We start from the raw sequence: 18,522 nt of genomic DNA, 5'->3' as shown, positions 1-18,522 counted from the left end.
CCAGCGCCGCGCGCGCCCCTGCGGGGCGCGCGCGGCGCTGGGCCCAACCGAAGACCTGGCGCAACAGCGGCAGGGCCTTTGGGCGGGAGCCTCCCCGATCCGCTTGCCTCCGACATCTGCTGTCGCATTTTGACTGGACTACTGGGCAGAAGTGTCCAGAATGATGGGAAACGCGATCCTGACAGGGAGACAGACCCCATGAAAACCACCACTCGTGTGGCCGTGATCGGCGGCGGCGTCGTAGGCTGCTCCGTCCTCTATCACCTGACCAAGCTCGGCTGGTCCGACGTGATGCTGATTGAACGGTCCGAACTCACCTCCGGGTCCACCTGGCACGCCGCCGGGGGATTCCACACCCTGAACGGCGACACCAATATGGCGGCGCTGCAGGGCTATACCATCAAGCTCTACAAGGAGCTGGAAGAGATCACCGGCATGTCCTGTGGCTTGCACCACGTCGGCGGCGTCACCCTTGCGGACAACAAGGAACGCTTCGATATGCTCAAGGCGGAGCGCGCCAAGCATCGCTTTATGGGGCTTGAGACAGAGATCGTAAGCCCCGAGGAAATCGCAAAAATCGCGCCTGTCACCAATACGGCAGGCATTATCGGCGGCCTCTATGATCCGCTGGACGGGCACCTCGATCCCTCTGGCACCACCCATGCCTATGCCAAGGCCGCGCGTATGGGCGGCGCCACCATCGAAACCCATTGCAAGGTGATCGAAACCAACCAGCGCCCGGACGGCAGCTGGGACGTGGTCACCGAAAAGGGCACGATCCACGCCGAGCATATCGTCAATGCGGGCGGCCTCTGGGCCCGCGAGGTTGGCGCCATGGCCGGCATCTACTTCCCGCTGCACCCGATGGAGCACCAGTATATCGTCACTGACGAAGTGCCGATGATCGCAGAGATCATCGACGGCGGCGGCGAGCACCCGCATGTGATGGACCCGGCGGGTGAAAGCTATCTGCGGCAGGAGGGCCGCGGCCTCTGCATCGGCTTTTACGAACAGCCCTGCCGCCCCTGGGCCGTCGACGGCACACCGTGGAATTTCGGCCACGAACTGTTGCCCGACGACTTTGACAAGATCGAAGACAGCATTGATTTCGCCTACAAACGCTTCCCGGCGCTGGCCGAGGCGGGGGTGAAATCGGTGATCCACGGCCCCTTCACCTTTGCCCCCGATGGCAACCCGCTGGTCGGCCCCGTGCCGGGCGTGCGCAACTACTGGTCCGCCTGCGCGGTCATGGCGGGCTTCAGCCAGGGCGGCGGAGTCGGGCTGATGCTGGCGCAATGGATGGTCGAGGGCGAATGCGAGCGCGACACCGCCGCGATGGACGTGGCCCGCTATGGCGACTGGATCACCCCGGGCTACACCCGCCCCAAGGTGATCGAGAACTATCAGAAACGCTTCTCCATCGCTTATCCGAACGAGGAGCTGCCCGCCGCGCGCCCCTTCCGCACCACGCCGATGTATGACATCTTTGACGGGCTGGGCGCGGTCTGGGGCCACTACTACGGCATGGAAATCCCGAACTACTTTGCCGCCGAAGGAGAAGCGCGATACGAGACCCCGTCCTTCCGCCGCTCCAATGCCTTTGACGCCACCGCGCGCGAGGTGAAGACCGTGCGCGAAGCCGTTGGCATCAATGAAATCCACAACTTCGGCAAATACCGTGTCCGAGGCGCGGGTGCCCGCGCCTGGCTGGATCGCATCATGGCCGGACGCGTGCCACAGCAGGGACGTCTCAGCCTGACCCCAATGCTGTCGCCCAAGGGACGGTTGATCGGAGATTTCACCATCTCCTGCCTGGCAGAGGATGACTTCCAGCTGACCGCCTCCTACGGCGCGCAGGCCTATCACATGCGCTGGTTCCTGCAGAATCTGGACGAGGGCGTCACCATCGACAACGTCTCCGATCAGGTCAACGGCTTCCAGATTGCGGGACCGCGCGCACGGGAGGTGCTGGCGGCTGTCACCCGCGATGCCACCGACCTGAAGTTCCTCGATGTGCGTCGGATGACGATCGGCATGGTGGACTGTGTGGTGCAGCGCGTCAGCTACACCGGCGATCTCGGCTATGAGATCTATTGCGACCTCGCCAGCCAACGCGCCCTGTGGTCAACGCTCTGGGCGGAGGGGCAAAGCCACGGCATGAAGCCCTTTGGCATGCGCGCGATGATGAGCCTGCGTCTGGACAAGTTCTTTGGCTCCTGGCTGTCGGAGTTCTCGCCCGATTACACGGCGGCGGAAACCGGGCTGGACCGCTTTATCTCCTTCAAGAAACCCGTTGATTTCATTGGCCGTTCCGCTGCTGAAGCCGAACGCGACACGGGACCGAAACGCACCCTTTGCGCCTTTGAAGTGGATGCCGATGATGCCGATGTGGTCGCCTATGAGCCGATCTGGCTGGATGGCGCGGTGGTCGGGTTCTGCACCTCCGGGGGCTACAGCCACCACGCGCAGAAATCCATCGCGCTGGGCTTTGTTCCCACGGATCGGGCGCAGGACGGATTGGAGGTCGAGATCGAAATCCTCGGCAAGACACATGCGGCCCGGCTGATTACCACGCCGCTGTTTGATGCCGATGGCGCCCGTATGCGGGGCCTGTAGCACGATGAACGGCCTGCGCTGTTGTCATTCGCGCGTCCCTTACGGGGCGCGCGTCGTTTCTTCGGCCACCGCGCTGCGCGCGCAAACAGGCGATGCCAGCCCAGACCAGCCATGACCTCTTGGCAGCGCGTGCTATCCTGACCAGAATGACGCCAGGAAATCACCGTTGTGAAACAGGATATCGGGGCACGCCCATGCATGACCACATCGCGGTATTGCTGCTGGCCGCCGGGGCCGCCACCCGCATGCGAGGACGGGACAAGCTGCTGGAGGAGGTCGCCGGACAGCCGCTGCTTGCCCGGTTGATCGCAAGAGCACAGGCAACCGGATACGAGGTTCTGGTCACCCTGCCCGACCTCGCCCATCCACGGGCGTTGCTGGCAAAGGACACCCATCGCGTGCCGGTTCCGGACGCCGCCGAGGGCATGGCTGCCTCCATCCGTGCCGGGGTGCGGGCGCTGCCGGAGCACATCACCGGCGTGATGATCCTGCCAGCCGATATGCCGGAACTGACCACCGCCGACCTGCGCAACATGGGCGAGGCGTTTGAGGCCTCGGGATCTGACCCGGAGGGCGCCATCTGCCGTGCCACCGGTCAAGATCAGGCCGGACACACAGTGCCCGGACATCCGGTCCTGTTCCCGCGCCGCTGTTTCGACGCGCTGAAGCAGCTCAGCGGAGACGCCGGCGCCCGGCACGTTCTGAACGGGGAACAGCTGCGCTCTGTCGCGCTTCCGGCAGCGCATGCGCTCACCGATCTGGATACCCCCGAAGCCTGGGACGCGTGGCGGCAACAGCACGACCGGCGCTGACGACGGGGGGGGGCTGCGCCTCAGTGCAGGATCATCTTTGCTTCGCGTTTTCTCAGCACCCGTCTGGCCGAGGGAAAGACCTCCTCCGGTTCCGCGTTCCGCAACTCCGGGAACAGCTCCAGGATCTCCGTGCGCGGCCCATTGTCGAGCCCCCGCAACGACTGGTCCCCAGGCTGAAAGCTCTCGGTCCAGGCACCGTCGGAGAGCACCACCTCATGCTCGGCAAACATGAAGTGGATATAGGTCACCGCCGTGGTCTCGATCGCATCAATCCCGATCAGACCGGTGAGGTGTTTGGCGGCCACCAGAACCTCGCGATCTTCGAAATAGAGCGCGGTCTTGTCATTGGCGACCAGCACCCGGTGGTTCGGGCTGACCATCATGTCGCGTTCCGGCAGTCCGTTGCCAAGCGCCCCCTGCCGGATCAGGATCGGCTGTAGATAGGACGCATGTGCAAGATCCTCCTTGCCCATGGCGTTGCGCCCGACCCAGCGGATCGCCTGGATGCCATTGTCGCGGGTAATGACACGGTCTCCGGCCCGAAGGTTTTCAACCGGGCGCTCTCCATTCGGGGTCGCAATCAAGGTTCCGGGCGTGAAACACGGGGTGACCCGTTTGCAGGATCGTGCCGGCGCGGCCTCGGTCGGTGATGTGGCGGATGTCTCGTCTTTGCGGCCCATTTTGTGCTCTCCTTCGCTCTTGCCCCCCACAGGAGCTTTGGTCGTTCCGCAACAGGCCGCGACCTGTCCTGACAGCAACCTCTTGGTGGACCTCAGGAATACCGGAGCCCCGCACAGGACCATAGGCTAAAACACAGTTAAAACTTTCGACATTGGGGCTGAACGCCGGCGCCCGGCCGGAGCGCCTGACCGCAGGCGACAGGATTGTTTCCCGATTGCCGCAGAGGCAGGCTGAACATTCGGCGCAGTAATGGCACGCATTTGGCTAAAATTTGCCACAATCTGTTCCGGCTTCAGATGAGGCCCGGGCCATTGTTTCCGGTTTCGAAACCGCACGGCTTCACGATGTTTTGGCGATAGCCTGCGCCATGAGCCGTCCCGACACGTCCGGTCAACGCGGGTTGCCCGAACAAACGCGACCTACACGCCGGATTGTTTCCCGACCTGGCCGCGCCACGCCAGACTGAGCCCACAATGACGCAGAGGCGATTCGATTCGCCGCTCGGGCACAGGGGCGCATCCGGGCGCGCTCCCCCTCTGCCATATTCCACCTGTCGCGGCGTGCGCCCTATTCTCCGATCCAGTCCGGCATGTCGGATTTCGACAGAAAGGCCCCGATACCGGCCTCCGCATCTCGTGCCATCATGTTCTCGGCCATGACGCGACCGGCGTAGGCATAGGCCTCGTCCAGCGACATTGCGGCCTGGACGTAAAAGGCCCGCTTGCCGATCTTTACCGCAGCTGGCGATTTCTCCGCGATCCGGTGCGCCATGCCGGCGGCGGCCTGCGACAGCTGGTCGAGGGGCACCACACGGTTTATCAGGCCCATCTCGGCGGCCCGCGCCGCGGGAACAAAATCGCCGAGGAGCAGCATTTCCATCGCATGTTTGGCCGCCACATTGCGCGAGAGCGCCACCATGGGCGTCGAACAGAACAGGCCAATATTGACACCGGACGTGGCAAAGCGCGCCTCCTCCGACGCAACCGCCAGATCGCAGCTTGCCACCAGTTGACAGCCCGCAGCCGTGGCGATCCCCGACACCTCGGCGATGACCGGCTGGGGCAACTCCACCAGGGTCTGCATCATGCGCGAACAGGTGGCAAAGAGATCCTGAAAATACTGAAATCCCCCGTCCGTGGCCTCGCGCGCCGCGGTCATTTCCTTGAGGTTGTGACCAGCACAAAAGTGATCTCCGGCGCCGCGCAGGATCACCACCCGGACCGAGCGGTCCTGCGCAATCCCGTCCAGCTCCGCTTGCAGGGCACAGAGCATGGCCTCGGACAGCGCATTGATACTGCGCGGCCGGTTCAGCGTCAGCGTGGTGACGCCGGCCTGATCCTGCCGTGTGACCAACGGGTCGATTGATTGATCCTCTGCCATGCGCGGCCTCCCGGTTTTCAGAGAGAGCCTAGTGCAGCCCCCGGCATGCGCCAAGGGGGAGGATGGATCATCCCAGATCAAACGCTGCGCAAACCTCATCCCGCATGCACGGCCCGGTCGCAACGGTCAACCGCCCCTCCGAGATCACCGGCGCATAGTCGCGCCCGTCCACAAGCTGCGCGTATCCGCCAGCCTCCTGCACCGCCAGCACACCTGCGGCGTGATCCCAGCAATGAAGCCCCTCGGTCTGGATGAAGTCCGCGTTGCCCTGCGCCATCATCCGGTATTCATGACACGAACAGCACAGCGCATTGACCCGGCGCGCGGCGATCATGCCCTGAACAAGGCGGGGTTGCTCGGCTGTCGGGAACAGGTAATGCGGCAAGAACCCGGTCGCCTCCGCAAAGGGACGCTCCGCTGCGACCTGCAACCGCTCCGGCGCCCGATCCGGTGCTGCAAACCAGCAGCCGCCCCCGAGGCTTGCCTGCACCCAATCGTCCATGACCGGATCATAGAGCAGACCAAACACCGTCCGGCCCCGGACGACAACCGCGAGGATCACGCCAAAGGTCGCAAGCCCATTGGCAAAGTTCCAGGTGCCGTCGATCGGGTCCAGGATCACCGCAACCTCCGCCTGCGGCAGCCGGGCCAGCGTGGCCGGATCGGCGCTGACCGCTTCCTCACCGATCACCACGGCGCCCGGCAGGATGTCCGCCACGCGCCGCGTCATGTGCCGTTCAGCTGCCACATCGGCCTCGGTGACCAGGTCGATGGTGGAGGATTTCTCTGTAATTGCTGCGGCGGAGAGATTGCGGAAACGGGGCATGATCTCTGCCTGCGCGGCCGCACGAACCATGGCAATCAACGCGCCCTCGGTGTTCTGATCCAGCCGCATCACCCGTTTCTCCTCTGCCAGCAGTCACGTGCCCTCCTATCCCGTTGCCGGAGAAAACTCACGCGCAAGCAGCGCGTCGCTCCATGAAATTTTCACGACAGCAGATCGGAGGATGGCGCGTTTGACCTTTCGTCGTGCTCTCTGCGGTCCTAACACTGTGGCGAAACCGCATTGGTGCAACGGCACGAGGAGAGACCCGATGAAAGTCAACGGCACGCACTACCGCTCGCTCTGGTGGGATGCGCAGAAAGGGGCGCTGCAGATCATCGATCAACGCTGGCTGCCCCATGACTTCCGTATTCAGCAGCTCGACACGCTGGCAGATTATGCCACTGCGATCACCGACATGCATGTTCGTGGGGCGCCGCTCATCGGGGCGACAGCGGCCTATGGCATGGCGCTGGCAATGGCGCAGGACAGTTCCGACGCCGCCCTCGCCCGCGCCTGGGAGCTGTTGCATGCCACCCGCCCCACCGCCATCAATCTCCGCTGGGCGCTCGATCGCTGCCGCGCGGCGCTCGCACCGCTGGAGCCGGGCGCGCGGGCCGACGCCGCGCTCCGCCTCGCCCATGAGATCGCGGACGAGGATGTGGAGATCAACCGGCGCATCGGCGAACATGGCCTTGCCCTGATCCGGGAGATCGCCGCGCAAAAGGCCGATGGCGCGCCGGTGCAGATCCTGACCCATTGCAACGCCGGCTGGATCGCCACCGTGGACTGGGGCACTGCAACCAGCCCGATGTATCAGGCCCATGACGCGGGCCTGCCGCTGCATGTCTGGGTGGACGAGACCCGGCCGCGCAACCAGGGCGCGCTGACCGCCTGGGAGCTGGGCAGCCACGGCATCTCGCACAGCTACATCACCGACAATGCCGGCGGGCATCTGATGCAGCATGGTCAGGTCGATCTGGTCATCACCGGCACCGACCGCACCACCCGTCAGGGCGATGTCTGCAACAAGATCGGCACTTATCTGAAGGCGCTGGCGGCCAAGGACAATGGCGTGCCCTTCTACGTGGCCCTGCCCTCGCCCACCATCGACTGGACCGTCACCGATGGCATCGGTGAAATTCCGATCGAGGAACGTCCCGGCCAGGAGGTGACCCATGTCCAGGGCAGCGACACCAGCGGGCGGATCAGTCCGGTTCGGGTGACGCCAGAAGGCACCCCCGCAGGCAACCCCGCCTTTGATGTCACGCCGCACCGGCTTGTGACCGGCCTCATCACCGAACGCGGCATCTGCGAGGCCAGCGCCGAGGGTCTGGCGGGCTTGTTCCCGGATCTGGCGGGCTGAGCCAACGGTCAAGACCAAACAGGAGACAGGGCGCTGCGTGCGCCCGTTTTCATGTCGATCAACGATGTGACAAGAAAGGGACGATCCGCTCAACCGAGCCGGATCTTGTGCCAAAAACCAATCGTGGGGTTTATGGCGGAGAGACAGGGATTCGAACCCTGGAGACGGTTTCCCGCCTACACACTTTCCAGGCGTGCGCCTTCGACCACTCGGCCACCTCTCCGTGGGGCGCATATCTGATGTATTTCGGGAGGGATTGCAATAGGCTTTGCGAGAAAAAGATCAGTTTTTTTCGCGACCTCCCATTTCGGTCTAACCACCTGTGAATATGGTATGAATCGCCCCTTCAAAACGGGGCATGTGGAACCGGTGTGGCGGTCTTCTGCCCGCCCGCATGGCCGTCGGGAGCCCCGGACGACAAACGCCGCCACGAAGGTCGCGGCGGCGTCATAGGTGCAAGGGCCCGGGGGGCTGTGATCGCCTTAGCGGTCCGCCTCCCCCTCTGCGCCGTCATCCGGTGAGAGATCCGTCAGATCGGGCTTTGGCGGGGCGCTCTGCGCTGCCCGCGCGTCCTCCTGAGGCGTAACGGCGTCCTCCGGCGCGGTGTCCGCGCTTGCCGCCTCGTCCTTCAGGGCTTCGGGGTTGCGAATCCAGATGTCACGCTGTGCAAACGGGATCTCGATGCCCGCCTCGTCAAAGCGTTTGGCAATCTCGTAGTTCATGTCGGATTTCACCGACAGCACCCAGTTCACATCGCGCAGGATGGCGCGGATCTCGAAATCGAGACTGTCGGCACCGAACCCCTGGAAGACCACCGCAGGCGCCGGGTTCATCAACACCATCGGATGCGATTTGGCGACATCCATCAGGATTTCCTCGATCTTGCGCGGATCGGTGCCATAGGCCACGCCCACCGGCACGATCACCCGGCCCACGGTATTGCCGCGGGTGTAGTTGGTGACGGTTCCAGAAATCAGGTCGGAGTTCGGAACGATCACATCGGTGCGGTCGAAGGTCTCGATCCGGGTCGAGCGCACCGAGATGTCGCGCACATAGCCCATCAGGCCGCCGACCTCGATCCAGTCGCCCTTGGAGACCGGACGTTCGATCAGCAGGATGATGCCGGAGACGAAGTTGGACACGATGGTCTGCAGGCCAAAGCCGATCCCGACCGACAGCGCACCGGCCACGATCGCCAGCGACGACAGGTCCAGCCCGGCCGTCGACACCGCGATCAGCGCCGCGAGGAAAATGCCGATATAGCCGACGCCCGAGACGATCGCATTCTGCCCGCCCGGGTCGATCTTGGTCTTTGGCAGCAGCGAGGAGCGCAGGCTGCCCTGCAACAGGCGGGTCAGCACATAGCCGGCGGCAAACACCACCACAAAGGTCAGAAAGATCGTGGGCGAGATCTTGGTATCGCCGATATTGAACCCTTCGAGGAAGCGAGACCAGAGCTCGGTCAGGTCCGACGTGCGGGCGCCCCAGATCAGGGCCAGGAATGGCAGGGAGACAAGCGCCAGCACAAACCCCGTCATCACCGCAAAGAGCGAATCCTCGGCGCCCTGCCCGTCGCGGGTCAGCCAGCCATAGATGTCGGACAGGAAGCGCTGCACCACCATGAGGGTGGTAACCAGCGCCAGCGTCAGGATGACCGGATAGATGATGGCGATCGCCGCGTTGATATAGCCAAAGGCGCCGACCACCGGTGCCACCACCGCCAGCACAAACACCAGGCGCCGCAATACGGACATGGCCCGGCTGGCCCCGGCAGCAATCGCGCCTTCGTCGTCGTCCCCTGCCGGATCGGGATCCTGTCGGCGCTGCTTGGCGCGAATGCGGTTCAGCCGCAGCAGCAGCAAGGAGGCCAGCAGGATCAGCGGCCAGCTGAGCACCGCAAAGGTGCCATCGTCGAAATTCTCGATCACATCGAGACGATCCAGCATCAGTTGCAGCACCAGCACAAAGGCCAGCGAGGCCAGCAAAACCCGCACCTGCCCCTGGGATCTGGGTTCAAAGGGGATCAGCTCATTGGTGATCTGATAGACATACAAACGCTCCCCCAGCCAGTGGGACGCGAAGAGCAGAAACGACCACAGCGGCACATCATCCAGCAGCAGCGTGCCCCGCACGCCGAGAATGCCCGACAGGTCGATCGCCCGCACCAGGAGCACGGTGCCGATGTAGGGCAGCAACACCTGCAACAGCGACACAATGAAACGCCAGACTCCGGTGCCCTTGCCGCCGAGCTCGCGCAGATAGGCGCCCGCGCGTTTGGCCCAGTGCCGCCCGCGTCCCAGCAGCAGCAGCGCGGCCGCACTCAGCAGCAGCAGCAGCGGCAACCGCGACCGAATGCTCTCCCGGGTGGTGGCATTGGCAAGGAGACCTGCGGTTTCGTTCCAGAAGGCCGCCAGCACATTGGCGGTGTCAGTTGCCGCGGATGGCCAGTTCTCCGGGTTGAGCGGCATCGGCGCCCGTTCCAGCAACTTGCGCGTTGCGCGGTCACGGATCAGCTTGTCGATTTCGGAGATCAACCCCTGGGCGCGGCTGTAGCCGAGATCGGCCAACACCTGCGGTGCGGTCAGATTCGCCAGCTGGCTCTGCAGCTCGTCGCGCAGGGTGGCGATATTGTCCGGTTCGCTGCTGCCCTCTTCGGGCGCGGGGCCAAGCGCCTCGATCTGGGCGCGCAGCGTCTTGATGCGATCGGCATTCTGGCTGCCGGCATCGAGGAACTGTTGCCGGTACTCGGTCAATTCAAGGCGCAGCGATTCCAGCGCCCCGTTGGAGGCGCGCTTGGCGTCCAGCACACGTTCGGCCCGGTTCGCCGTGCGCTGCCAGGTTTCGTAATATTCGCCAAGCGGACCGGACAGGTTCGATTGTGCCAGGTTGCGCGCCTGGGACAGCCCCGCCTCCGTCTGAGGCGCGGCGGAATCGGACGGCGCGTCAGCGGCTGCGGGCGCGGCGGTGGATTCGGTCGTCTGCGCCGAAACCGCCATCGGAAATAGCAAACAGGTCAGCCCGAGAAGGCCGACCTGGAAGAGTGTTTTCATACGGGTCATTGGGATCAGGCGTCCTCGAACACACCCGGGATCGAGGCGGGCGCGTGTGTCATCCATTCGGGCACCGGCAACCCCTTGTCCCTGAGGAAGTCGGGATTGAACAGTTTTGACTGATAGCGCGTGCCATAGTCACACAGGATGGTGACGATCGTATGACCCGGCCCCAATTCGCGGGCAAGCCGCACCGCACCGGCGATATTGATGGCCGAGGATCCACCCAGCACCAGACCTTCTTCATGCAGCAGGTCAAACACAAAGGGCAGCGCCTCGGCATCTGGCACCTGGTAGTTGAAGTCCGGGGTGAACCCTTCGAGGTTCTTGGTGATCCGCCCCTGCCCGATCCCCTCGGTGATGGAGGAGCCTTCGGATTTCAGCTCGCCAGTGGCGTAATAGGAATAGAGCGCAGCGCCATTGGGGTCGGCCAGGCCGATCTTGACGCCCTTGGGTTGCAGCACCTCGGCCACCCCCGCCAATGTCCCGCCAGAGCCGACGGCACAGATGAACCCGTCAACCTTGCCGCCGGTCTGATCCCAGATCTCGGGGCCGGTGGTTTCGACATGGGCCTGACGATTGGCCACATTGTCGAACTGATTGGCCCAGATCGCGCCATTGGGTTCGGTCTTGGCCAGCTCCGCCGCCAGACGTTCCGAATAGCGCACATAGTTGTTGGGGTTCTTGTAGGGCGCTGCGGGCACCTGAACCAGTTGCGCGCCAGCGAGGCGCAGCATGTCTTTCTTTTCTTCGGACTGGGTCTCGGGGATGACGATCACCGTCTTGAAGCCCATGGAGGCCCCCACCAGCGCCAGACCGATACCGGTGTTGCCAGCGGTGCCCTCGACAATGGTGCCGCCGGGTTTCAGGTCGCCCCGGGCAATCGCATCCTTGATGATATAGAGCGCGGCCCGGTCCTTGACCGATTGGCCCGGGTTCATGAACTCGGCCTTCCCGAGGATTTCGCAGCCGGTTTCTTCGCTGACTTTGTTCAGCCGGATCAGCGGGGTATGGCCGACCGCATCGGCCAGATCACGTGCAATGCGCATGGAGGTCCCTTTCACTCGTTCCCCATTGATGTAGCCGGGGGTCCACGCGATCACAAGGGTGCGTGCACCCGCTCGGCGGTCTCGATGCGATGTCAGCAGAATTCAGCGCGGAGACGGTCCCTGTGACGCGCCAGCCAGAGCGCCGCTGTCACCAAAGGCATGTCCTGAAAGGTACAATCGTCCACGCCTGCCATCAATTCTTGGAACGAGATGACTTTACTGCGAATATCCTCCCCTTCGCTCGGCACGCCGCCACCGCCTTCGATCACGGAGAGGTCGGCGAGGCCGCAGAAGATGTGGATATATTCGCCCGACGAACCGCTGGAGGGGTAGAGACTGCCGACTCGCTCCAGATGCGGCACGTCCAGCCCGGCTTCCTCCTTGGCTTCGCGCCGGGCGGCCTGCTCGGGTGTCTCGCCGGGATCGATCAGCCCCGCCGGCGGCTCCCAGGTCCAGGGCGCGGCCTCTCCGGCGATATAGATCGCCGCCCGGAACTGTTCGATCAACAGGACGCAATCACGCGCGGGATCATAGGGCAGCAGCACCGCCGCCTCGCCGACCAGCGCCACGCCGCGGTTCATCACCGGCCCCATGCTGCCATCGAACTTGCGGTGTTGCAGGTCCATCTCTTCCATGGCGAAGAAATTCACGTATTCCCGCTTGTGGGCATGCACGACCACGTCGCGCGCCAGATCATGCGCCGGGTCGGCGGGACGCGCCCGCGCGGCACACCAGGCCGTGGCGCGGCGGCGCATCGGCGCCAGCGATTTGGTCATCTCCTCTGCGGGTTTGCGGGAGTGATAGGCCATGATCTCTGCCGCCATCCGCGCCGCAACCGCGCCCCACTCCTGCGCCCATTCGGCCAGTGACACCGGCGTCCCGTTCTCCGGCGCATCATCGCGAAACGCGACTACCTCGCACGTGCCGGTGTCTGTCTCTGCCGCCAGACTGGTGGGTCCCTGGCCGAAACAGCGGTGATAATAGGTCAAGGCCGCACGCTGCGGTTCGGTGAGGCCGCGCAGACAGAGGCCATCGCAACGGTCGCCCTCCTGCCGCAGCAGCGCGGGGTGCGCGGCGGGCCCGCACAGCATCAGCCGATGGTCCGGAAGGGTCGCCGGGACCGCATCAATATCCCCAGCCCCCGCGCCCAGCACGGCCGCTCTCACCTCCGGCAGGCACAGCGCCCCGGCAACAAACACATCCATCCGGATCAAACCTCTCAAAAAATATCTATTTCCAACGTTTTGCAGACACGTCGACGATCACTCCGACCACTGCGCCGCCAATCACCAGGGTGATCAGAACCGTCGGAACGGCCATGATGAAGAAATACTCCAGACCGATGGTGAAAATCGCAGCCAGCGCTTCGAAGGGATCATCATACACGTGCCGGTGCGCAAGGCGGAACATTTCGACAGCCCCTTGCAGGAACAGCGCCAACAGGACAAGGACCGCCATGCCGGTCAACCCGTTGTTCACTCCGGGCACAAATCCGCGACCGGCGCGCGGGCCGATGATCTTCCAGCCAACAACCGCAGCCAACGCCATGTTCACATGGGTAAAATAGCCAAAGTCGGTGTTCTCCGGCATCAGCGGCATGATCTGTCCGGAAACCACAAAGGCCAAGGCCGCAAGGGCAAGGGCTGCCACAAGGCGCGCTGCGGTGGGCATGTTTTCTCTCGTCCTGCACGTCTGCTCGAATGCGGCCACGGTAGGCGCAGCACGGCGACAAATCCAGAGCCGATGGCGCCTTTTCCGCAATATAGCCGCAGGTTGGGCGCATCGGCAGCACGGATCGCGCCCTAACCTGTCTCTCTGCTGTCATGGTAGGCGTTCAAGGCCCGCTCTCGTCCAGCCTTCAGGTCGACCAGCGCAGTGGCCCGCGGCATCCCGGGCTGCAACTTCCAACTCATTGGCGTGGCCGCAAAGAAATCCGTCGCGGTCTGGGGCGGGTTCGATTGCCCTTCCGCCAGCCAGCTGCGCACATAGTGCCCTTTGGGGTCAAATTTCTCCAACTGGCCATCGGGATTGAAAATCCGAAAGAAAGGCGCGGCATCCGGCCCCGATCCGGCCACCCATTGCCAGCCCATGGCATTGGACGCAGGATCCCAGTCCACCAAACAATCCTCAAACCACTGCATCCCGAATTTCCAATGGATCATCAGATGCTTGGTGAGGAAACTTGCCACAATCATCCGGGCGCGATTGTGCATTTTACCGGTGACATAGAGCTCTCGCATCGCCGCATCGACAAAATCATAGCCCGTTTGCCCTTGTTGCCAGCGCAAGAGCGCCTCGCCCGGGTCGTCTTGCCATGGAAAACCGTCCCATTCCTCGCGCCAGTTGCGGGTCAGGATTTGCGGCGAGTGATACATCAGGTGATAGGCAAACTCACGCCAGACCACCTCTTTCAGGAAATGTTCCGCGCCCTGTTTGCCGTCCCGCATCGCCTGCGCGCCCAGATGCCACATCCGGTGCGGACTGATTTCGCCCCAGGCGAGGTTCTCCGACAGCTCTGACGTGGCCGCGCGCCCCGGAAAGTCCCGGTCCGCCTTATAGGTGGCGACACGCTCCTCAAGGAATCGGTCCAGCTGCTCCAGCGCCGCGTCCTCACCCACCTGGCAGTATCCTGCGACGATCTCAGCACCGCGGCGCATGGCGGCACTCATGTTGTAATCTGCAAGCTTGTCCGTTTCGGGCCACGCATCCGGCTTTGGCAGGTGTGCAGGCGCATCAATCAGACCCTCGACCTCCCGGTCGCGCACGGCCTTCCAGAACGGCGTGTAGACCTTGTACATACCGCCGTCTTTGGTCTCGACCGTCCAGGGTTCGAACATCAGCCGCCCCCCGGTGGATTTCACAGCAATATCAGCGGCTTTGAGCTGTTCCTTGATCTCGGTGTCGCGTTTGATCGCCTCTGGATCATAGAGCCGGGACCAGATCACATGACCGGCTCCGCTCTCCTTGATGACCTCGCGCAACACCGCAAGCGCGTCCCCCTTTCGCAGGGTCAATCGACTGCCGTGCCCCTCGAGCGTTTTGGCAAAACGCTCAAGCCCAAGCCCCAGCCGAAACTTTGGAGCCGCGCCGAGGGCCTCGTCTTGAGGGTCGTGGATATAAAGCGGAATGATCGGTCCGCCCGTCTCCAGCGCCGCCGTCAGGGCCGGATTGTCACGCAGGCGCAGGTCGCGCCTGATCCACCAGATCACCGGTCGGGTGTCAGCCATGGTCAGTCATAGTCCTTGCTCAATCAGATGTTACAGGACGCGATCTAGGGCCTCGATCAGCGCTGTCACCTCCGATTGATCGGTATAATGGGTAAAACTCAGCCGCAGCACGCCCTCGGACGGGTCCACCCCCATGGCGTTGAGCGCACGCACCGCATAGAAATCACCGCCGCCGGCCATGATACCCAACTCTGCCAGTTGTTTCGCCACCGGTTCTGCCGCACGCCCCAGCGAAAGCGCCACGGTTGGTGCACGATCCTCAGCCGCCGAAGGGCCAAGCAGCCGGATGTCGTTGCGATCCTTCACGGCGTCCAAAAGCGGTTGCAACAGCGCAATTTCGCGCTGCCGCATCAGGTCGTGCACAAAGGTCCCCATGGCTGCGCCCTTGGTTTCCGTCGCACCGTGATGGGCGGCGAGTGCTTCAAAATAGTCGACCATCCCGGCACAGGCGGCGACCTGCGCATGATCCGGTCCTGCCGGGGTAAAGCGCTTGTAGGGCACATCCGCGTTGAAATAGTGCGCCTGATTGGGCAGCAGCTCTGCGAGCGCCGGGTTGATGACCATGATCCCCTGATGCGGCCCGTAGGTTTTATAGGCCGAAAACAGATAGATATCCGGCCCCAGCTCCCCCACATTGGGCAGGCCATGGGGCGCGTAAGAGACCCCGTCGACACAGACAAAGGCCCCGGCGGCATGCGCCAGAGCGGTGATTTCGGTCACCGGATTGATCTCGCCCACCACGTTGGAACAATGCGGGAAACAGACCAGACGGACGCTTTCATCCAGCAACGGCTCCAGCGTGGTTGGGTCAAGATGCCCCGTCGCCGGATCAATCTGCCATTCCAGCACCTCGATCCCCTCGTCCGCCAGACGCCGCCAGGGGCCGGTGTTGGCCTCGTGATCCTGATTGGTGACGATGATCTTTTCGCTCGGTTTCAGAAACTTGCGAAAGGCCTGTGCCAGAACATAGGTGTTTTGCGTCGTCGAGGGACCAAAGCTCACATCTTGGGCACCCACTCCGAGAAGTGCCGCCAAACGGCTGCGCGCTTCGTCCATTTCGGCCCCCGCAACTTGCGAGGCCTCATAAGGTGCGTAGGGTTGGACCTTGTGTTCTGTGTAAAACCGGAAGAGGCGATCAATCACCTGACGGCAGGTATAGGACCCGCCTGCGTTTTCAAAAAAGGCCTGCCCTTGCAGTGCGGCCTGATCAAATGCTGGAAACTGTTTGCGGACAAAATCGATATCCATGGCGCGGCGCGTGCTCCCTTTGCGGATCAATGGCAGGAACAGTGCAATTTCGCGCCACAAGATCAAGCCCGGAAACGCCCCGTCGCGACGCCAGGACGCGCCGGGGCTGCGTGTCACGCAGGCGTCAGCCGCCTTAGCCGTTCACATCGACCACAACGCGCCCCTTGACCTGCCCGGCAAGAATATCCGCGCCCAATTGCGGCAGATCGGACAGTGTTGCGGGGTGCACCATGGCGTCGAGCTTGTCCATCGGCAGATCCGAGGCAATCCGCTGCCATGCACGCTGACGGTTCTCAAACGGCTGCATCACGGAATCGATACCCAAGAGGTTCACGCCGCGCAGCAGGAACGGAATCACGGTTGCCGGAAGTGCCGCGCCGCCCGCCAGACCCACCGCCGCAACCGAAGCGCCGTATTTCATCTGGCCCAGCACCCGCGCCAGCATGTCACCGCCAACCGCGTCAACACAGCCGGCCCAGGTCTCGCTTTCCAGCGGGCGTTTGACGGTCTCGTTCAGATCCGCGCGCGGCACGATCTGGGTCGCGCCAAGGCTCTTGAGGTAGTCTGCCGTCTCTGGCCGACCGGTGACCGCTGCCACCTCATAGCCCAGATGCGCAAGGATCGCTGTCGCCACCGATCCGACACCGCCCGCGGCCCCCGTGACCAGCACCGGACCGTTCCCCGGTTTCAGACCGTGATCTTCCAGCGCCATCACCGCCAGCATTGCAGTGAAACCAGCCGTCCCCACCGCCATGGCCTGACGCGCCGTGATCCCATCCGGCAGTGGCACCAGCCAATCCGCCTTGACCCGCGCCTTTTGGGAATAGCCGCCCCAATGGGCCTCGCCCACGCGCCAACCGGTCAGCACCACCTTGTCGCCGGGTTTGTAGCGATCATCCGATGATGCCTCCACGGTGCCTGCAAAATCGATCCCCGGCACATGCGGATAATTGCGCACCAAGCCGCCGCCCTTGGCGCTGAGGCAGAGGCCGTCCTTGTAGTTCACGGTGGAATAGTCGACCGCAACAGTGACCTCACCGTCGGGCAACTGATCCTCGTCCAGCTCCTCAATGGCTGCAGAGGCCTTGCCGCTGTCTGCGTCTTTCGTCATCACCAGTGCTTTGAACATGTTGATCTCTCCCGTTAATTCCAGAAATTCTCGTGGACGGTCGCATCGCGCATGCCGTCCGGTGTCTCAACCTCGACCTGCGTGCCCGCGTCCCAATGGGTCATCTTCACCATGCCGATGGCGACATTGGTGGTATGATCCGGCGACCATGTGGCCGAGGACACCCGTCCCACCCGGCGGCCATTGGCATAAAGCGGCCAAAAGCGATCACAGGGCGGCACCGCGTCGCCCGCAATGGCGATGGGGCGGATCTGCTGCACCGGGCCTTCCTTAGCGACCCGCAACAGGGCGTCGCGCCCGATACAGCCGATCGCAGTATGGGTGTTGCAGAAGCGGCCAAGCCCGCATTCATGCGGCGTGTTGTCGTCGGTCATGTCGTTGCCGTAACTCAGCAGGCCACTTTCGATCCGCTCGATCAGGTTCGGACAGCCTGCCCGCACCTCCAGATCCGTGCCCGCCTCAAACAGCCGATGCCAGAGCGGCATGCCGATGTCGCTGCCTTCTACGTAGATCTCGAACCCGCCCTGTTTGGAGTAGCCCGAGCGCGCCACCACCAGATCGCGCCCCTCGAACTGATAAACGCCAAAGCGAAAGAACCGGATCGCGCGCACGGTCTCGCCAAAGACACGCGCCATCAGATCCTCGGCCTTTGGTCCCTGAATTGCGAGCGGTGAGACATCCGGCTCATCCACCAGCACATCCAACCGCCAGCCATTGGCGATGCCTTTGACCCAATAGAGAAGATCACTGTCGGCGATGGAGATCCACCAGCGATCCTCGGCCAGTTTCACCGCCACCGGGTCATTCAGCATGCCGCCGGTTTCATCCACGATGGGCACATAGTAGCACTGACCGGGCATCATGCCGCGCAGATCCCGTGGGGTGAGCATCTGCATCAGGCGCCCCGCATCAGGGCCGCGCAACTCCACCTGCCGCTCGCAGGCGACGTCCCAGACCTGCACATGGCGTTTGAGGTGGTGATAATCCGCCTCGACGCTGTCGAACACCGTCGGCAGAAGCATGTGATTATAGACCGTGTAGCCTTTCACACCTGCCGCCTCGACCCCGTCGGAAAACGGGGTGCGGCGCAGGCGGCGGGACAGGGAGATATTAGGTTGAATAACGGCCATGGCGATCCCTT

13 protein-coding genes, 1 tRNA gene and 1 pseudogene are annotated in these 18,522 nt (G+C 63.4%); 3 read left to right on the top strand and 12 right to left on the bottom strand.

Annotated elements, in window-relative coordinates:
• Nucleotides 1–198 precede the first annotated feature (198 nt).
• Together MHM88_RS00950 and MHM88_RS00945 are read left to right on the top strand one after the other, a co-directional pair.
• Nucleotides 199–2,616, top strand: coding sequence for an FAD-dependent oxidoreductase (locus MHM88_RS00950; RefSeq protein ID WP_239359126.1), 2,418 nt, complete (start codon nt 199–201; stop codon nt 2,614–2,616).
• Between the two features lie 194 nt (nt 2,617–2,810).
• The gene (locus MHM88_RS00945) at nt 2,811–3,428 is read left to right on the top strand and encodes an NTP transferase domain-containing protein (protein ID WP_239359124.1); all 618 of its coding nucleotides are present in this window, start codon (nt 2,811–2,813) and stop codon (nt 3,426–3,428) included.
• A gap of 20 nt (nt 3,429–3,448) precedes the next feature.
• Here the strand turns inward: MHM88_RS00945 and MHM88_RS00940 are convergent.
• From MHM88_RS00940 to MHM88_RS00930, 3 genes and pseudogenes are all read right to left on the bottom strand, one after another.
• Nucleotides 3,449–4,045 (bottom strand): annotated as a pseudogene (locus MHM88_RS00940) (Hint domain-containing protein); the annotation flags it as partial.
• A gap of 631 nt (nt 4,046–4,676) precedes the next feature.
• Nucleotides 4,677–5,489, bottom strand: a complete 813-nt coding sequence (locus MHM88_RS00935; RefSeq protein WP_239359122.1) for an enoyl-CoA hydratase — start codon at nt 5,487–5,489, stop codon at nt 4,677–4,679.
• A 67-nt stretch (nt 5,490–5,556) separates the two neighbouring features.
• A complete protein-coding gene (locus tag MHM88_RS00930; protein ID WP_239359120.1) occupies nt 5,557–6,384 on the bottom strand; it encodes an inositol monophosphatase in 828 nt (275 codons plus the stop codon).
• Between the two features lie 199 nt (nt 6,385–6,583).
• On the opposite strand from MHM88_RS00930, the gene mtnA reads away from it, so the two are divergent.
• Nucleotides 6,584–7,678: an S-methyl-5-thioribose-1-phosphate isomerase gene (gene mtnA / locus MHM88_RS00925; protein WP_239359118.1), complete on the top strand. Its 1,095-nt coding sequence runs from the start codon at nt 6,584–6,586 to the stop codon at nt 7,676–7,678.
• Between the two features lie 133 nt (nt 7,679–7,811).
• Here the strand turns inward: mtnA and MHM88_RS00920 are convergent.
• The 9 genes from MHM88_RS00920 to MHM88_RS00880 form a co-directional block, all read right to left on the bottom strand.
• A tRNA-Ser gene (locus MHM88_RS00920) sits at nt 7,812–7,901 on the bottom strand.
• A 259-nt stretch (nt 7,902–8,160) separates the two neighbouring features.
• Complete coding sequence (locus tag MHM88_RS00915; protein ID WP_239359116.1) at nt 8,161–10,737, bottom strand: DUF3772 domain-containing protein; 2,577 nt, start codon at nt 10,735–10,737, stop codon at nt 8,161–8,163.
• A 5-nt stretch (nt 10,738–10,742) separates the two neighbouring features.
• Nucleotides 10,743–11,777, bottom strand: a complete 1,035-nt coding sequence (locus MHM88_RS00910; RefSeq protein WP_239359114.1) for a cysteine synthase A — start codon at nt 11,775–11,777, stop codon at nt 10,743–10,745.
• 92 nt (nt 11,778–11,869) lie between these two features.
• Nucleotides 11,870–12,982, bottom strand: a complete 1,113-nt coding sequence (locus MHM88_RS00905; protein WP_239359112.1) for an NUDIX domain-containing protein — start codon at nt 12,980–12,982, stop codon at nt 11,870–11,872.
• A gap of 25 nt (nt 12,983–13,007) precedes the next feature.
• Nucleotides 13,008–13,448 (bottom strand): TrgA family protein, encoded by a 441-nt coding sequence (locus MHM88_RS00900; RefSeq protein WP_239359110.1) that lies wholly within the window; start codon nt 13,446–13,448, stop codon nt 13,008–13,010.
• A 131-nt stretch (nt 13,449–13,579) separates the two neighbouring features.
• Nucleotides 13,580–15,004, bottom strand: coding sequence for a deoxyribodipyrimidine photo-lyase (locus MHM88_RS00895; protein WP_239359101.1), 1,425 nt, complete (start codon nt 15,002–15,004; stop codon nt 13,580–13,582).
• Between the two features lie 30 nt (nt 15,005–15,034).
• The gene (locus tag MHM88_RS00890; protein WP_239359778.1) at nt 15,035–16,252 is read right to left on the bottom strand and encodes an aminotransferase class V-fold PLP-dependent enzyme; all 1,218 of its coding nucleotides are present in this window, start codon (nt 16,250–16,252) and stop codon (nt 15,035–15,037) included.
• A 133-nt stretch (nt 16,253–16,385) separates the two neighbouring features.
• Nucleotides 16,386–17,381: an acryloyl-CoA reductase gene (acuI, locus tag MHM88_RS00885; protein WP_239359100.1), complete on the bottom strand. Its 996-nt coding sequence runs from the start codon at nt 17,379–17,381 to the stop codon at nt 16,386–16,388.
• A gap of 14 nt (nt 17,382–17,395) precedes the next feature.
• Nucleotides 17,396–18,511 (bottom strand): dimethylsulfoniopropionate demethylase, encoded by a 1,116-nt coding sequence (locus MHM88_RS00880; protein WP_239359095.1) that lies wholly within the window; start codon nt 18,509–18,511, stop codon nt 17,396–17,398.
• Nucleotides 18,512–18,522: the final 11 nt, after the last annotated feature.

This window comes from Epibacterium sp. MM17-32 (assembly GCF_022348205.1).
Classification (GTDB): Bacteria; Pseudomonadota; Alphaproteobacteria; order Rhodobacterales; family Rhodobacteraceae; genus Epibacterium.
Note: the sequence above shows the minus strand (reverse complement) of the source record. Positions and strands in the feature narration are given on the sequence as shown.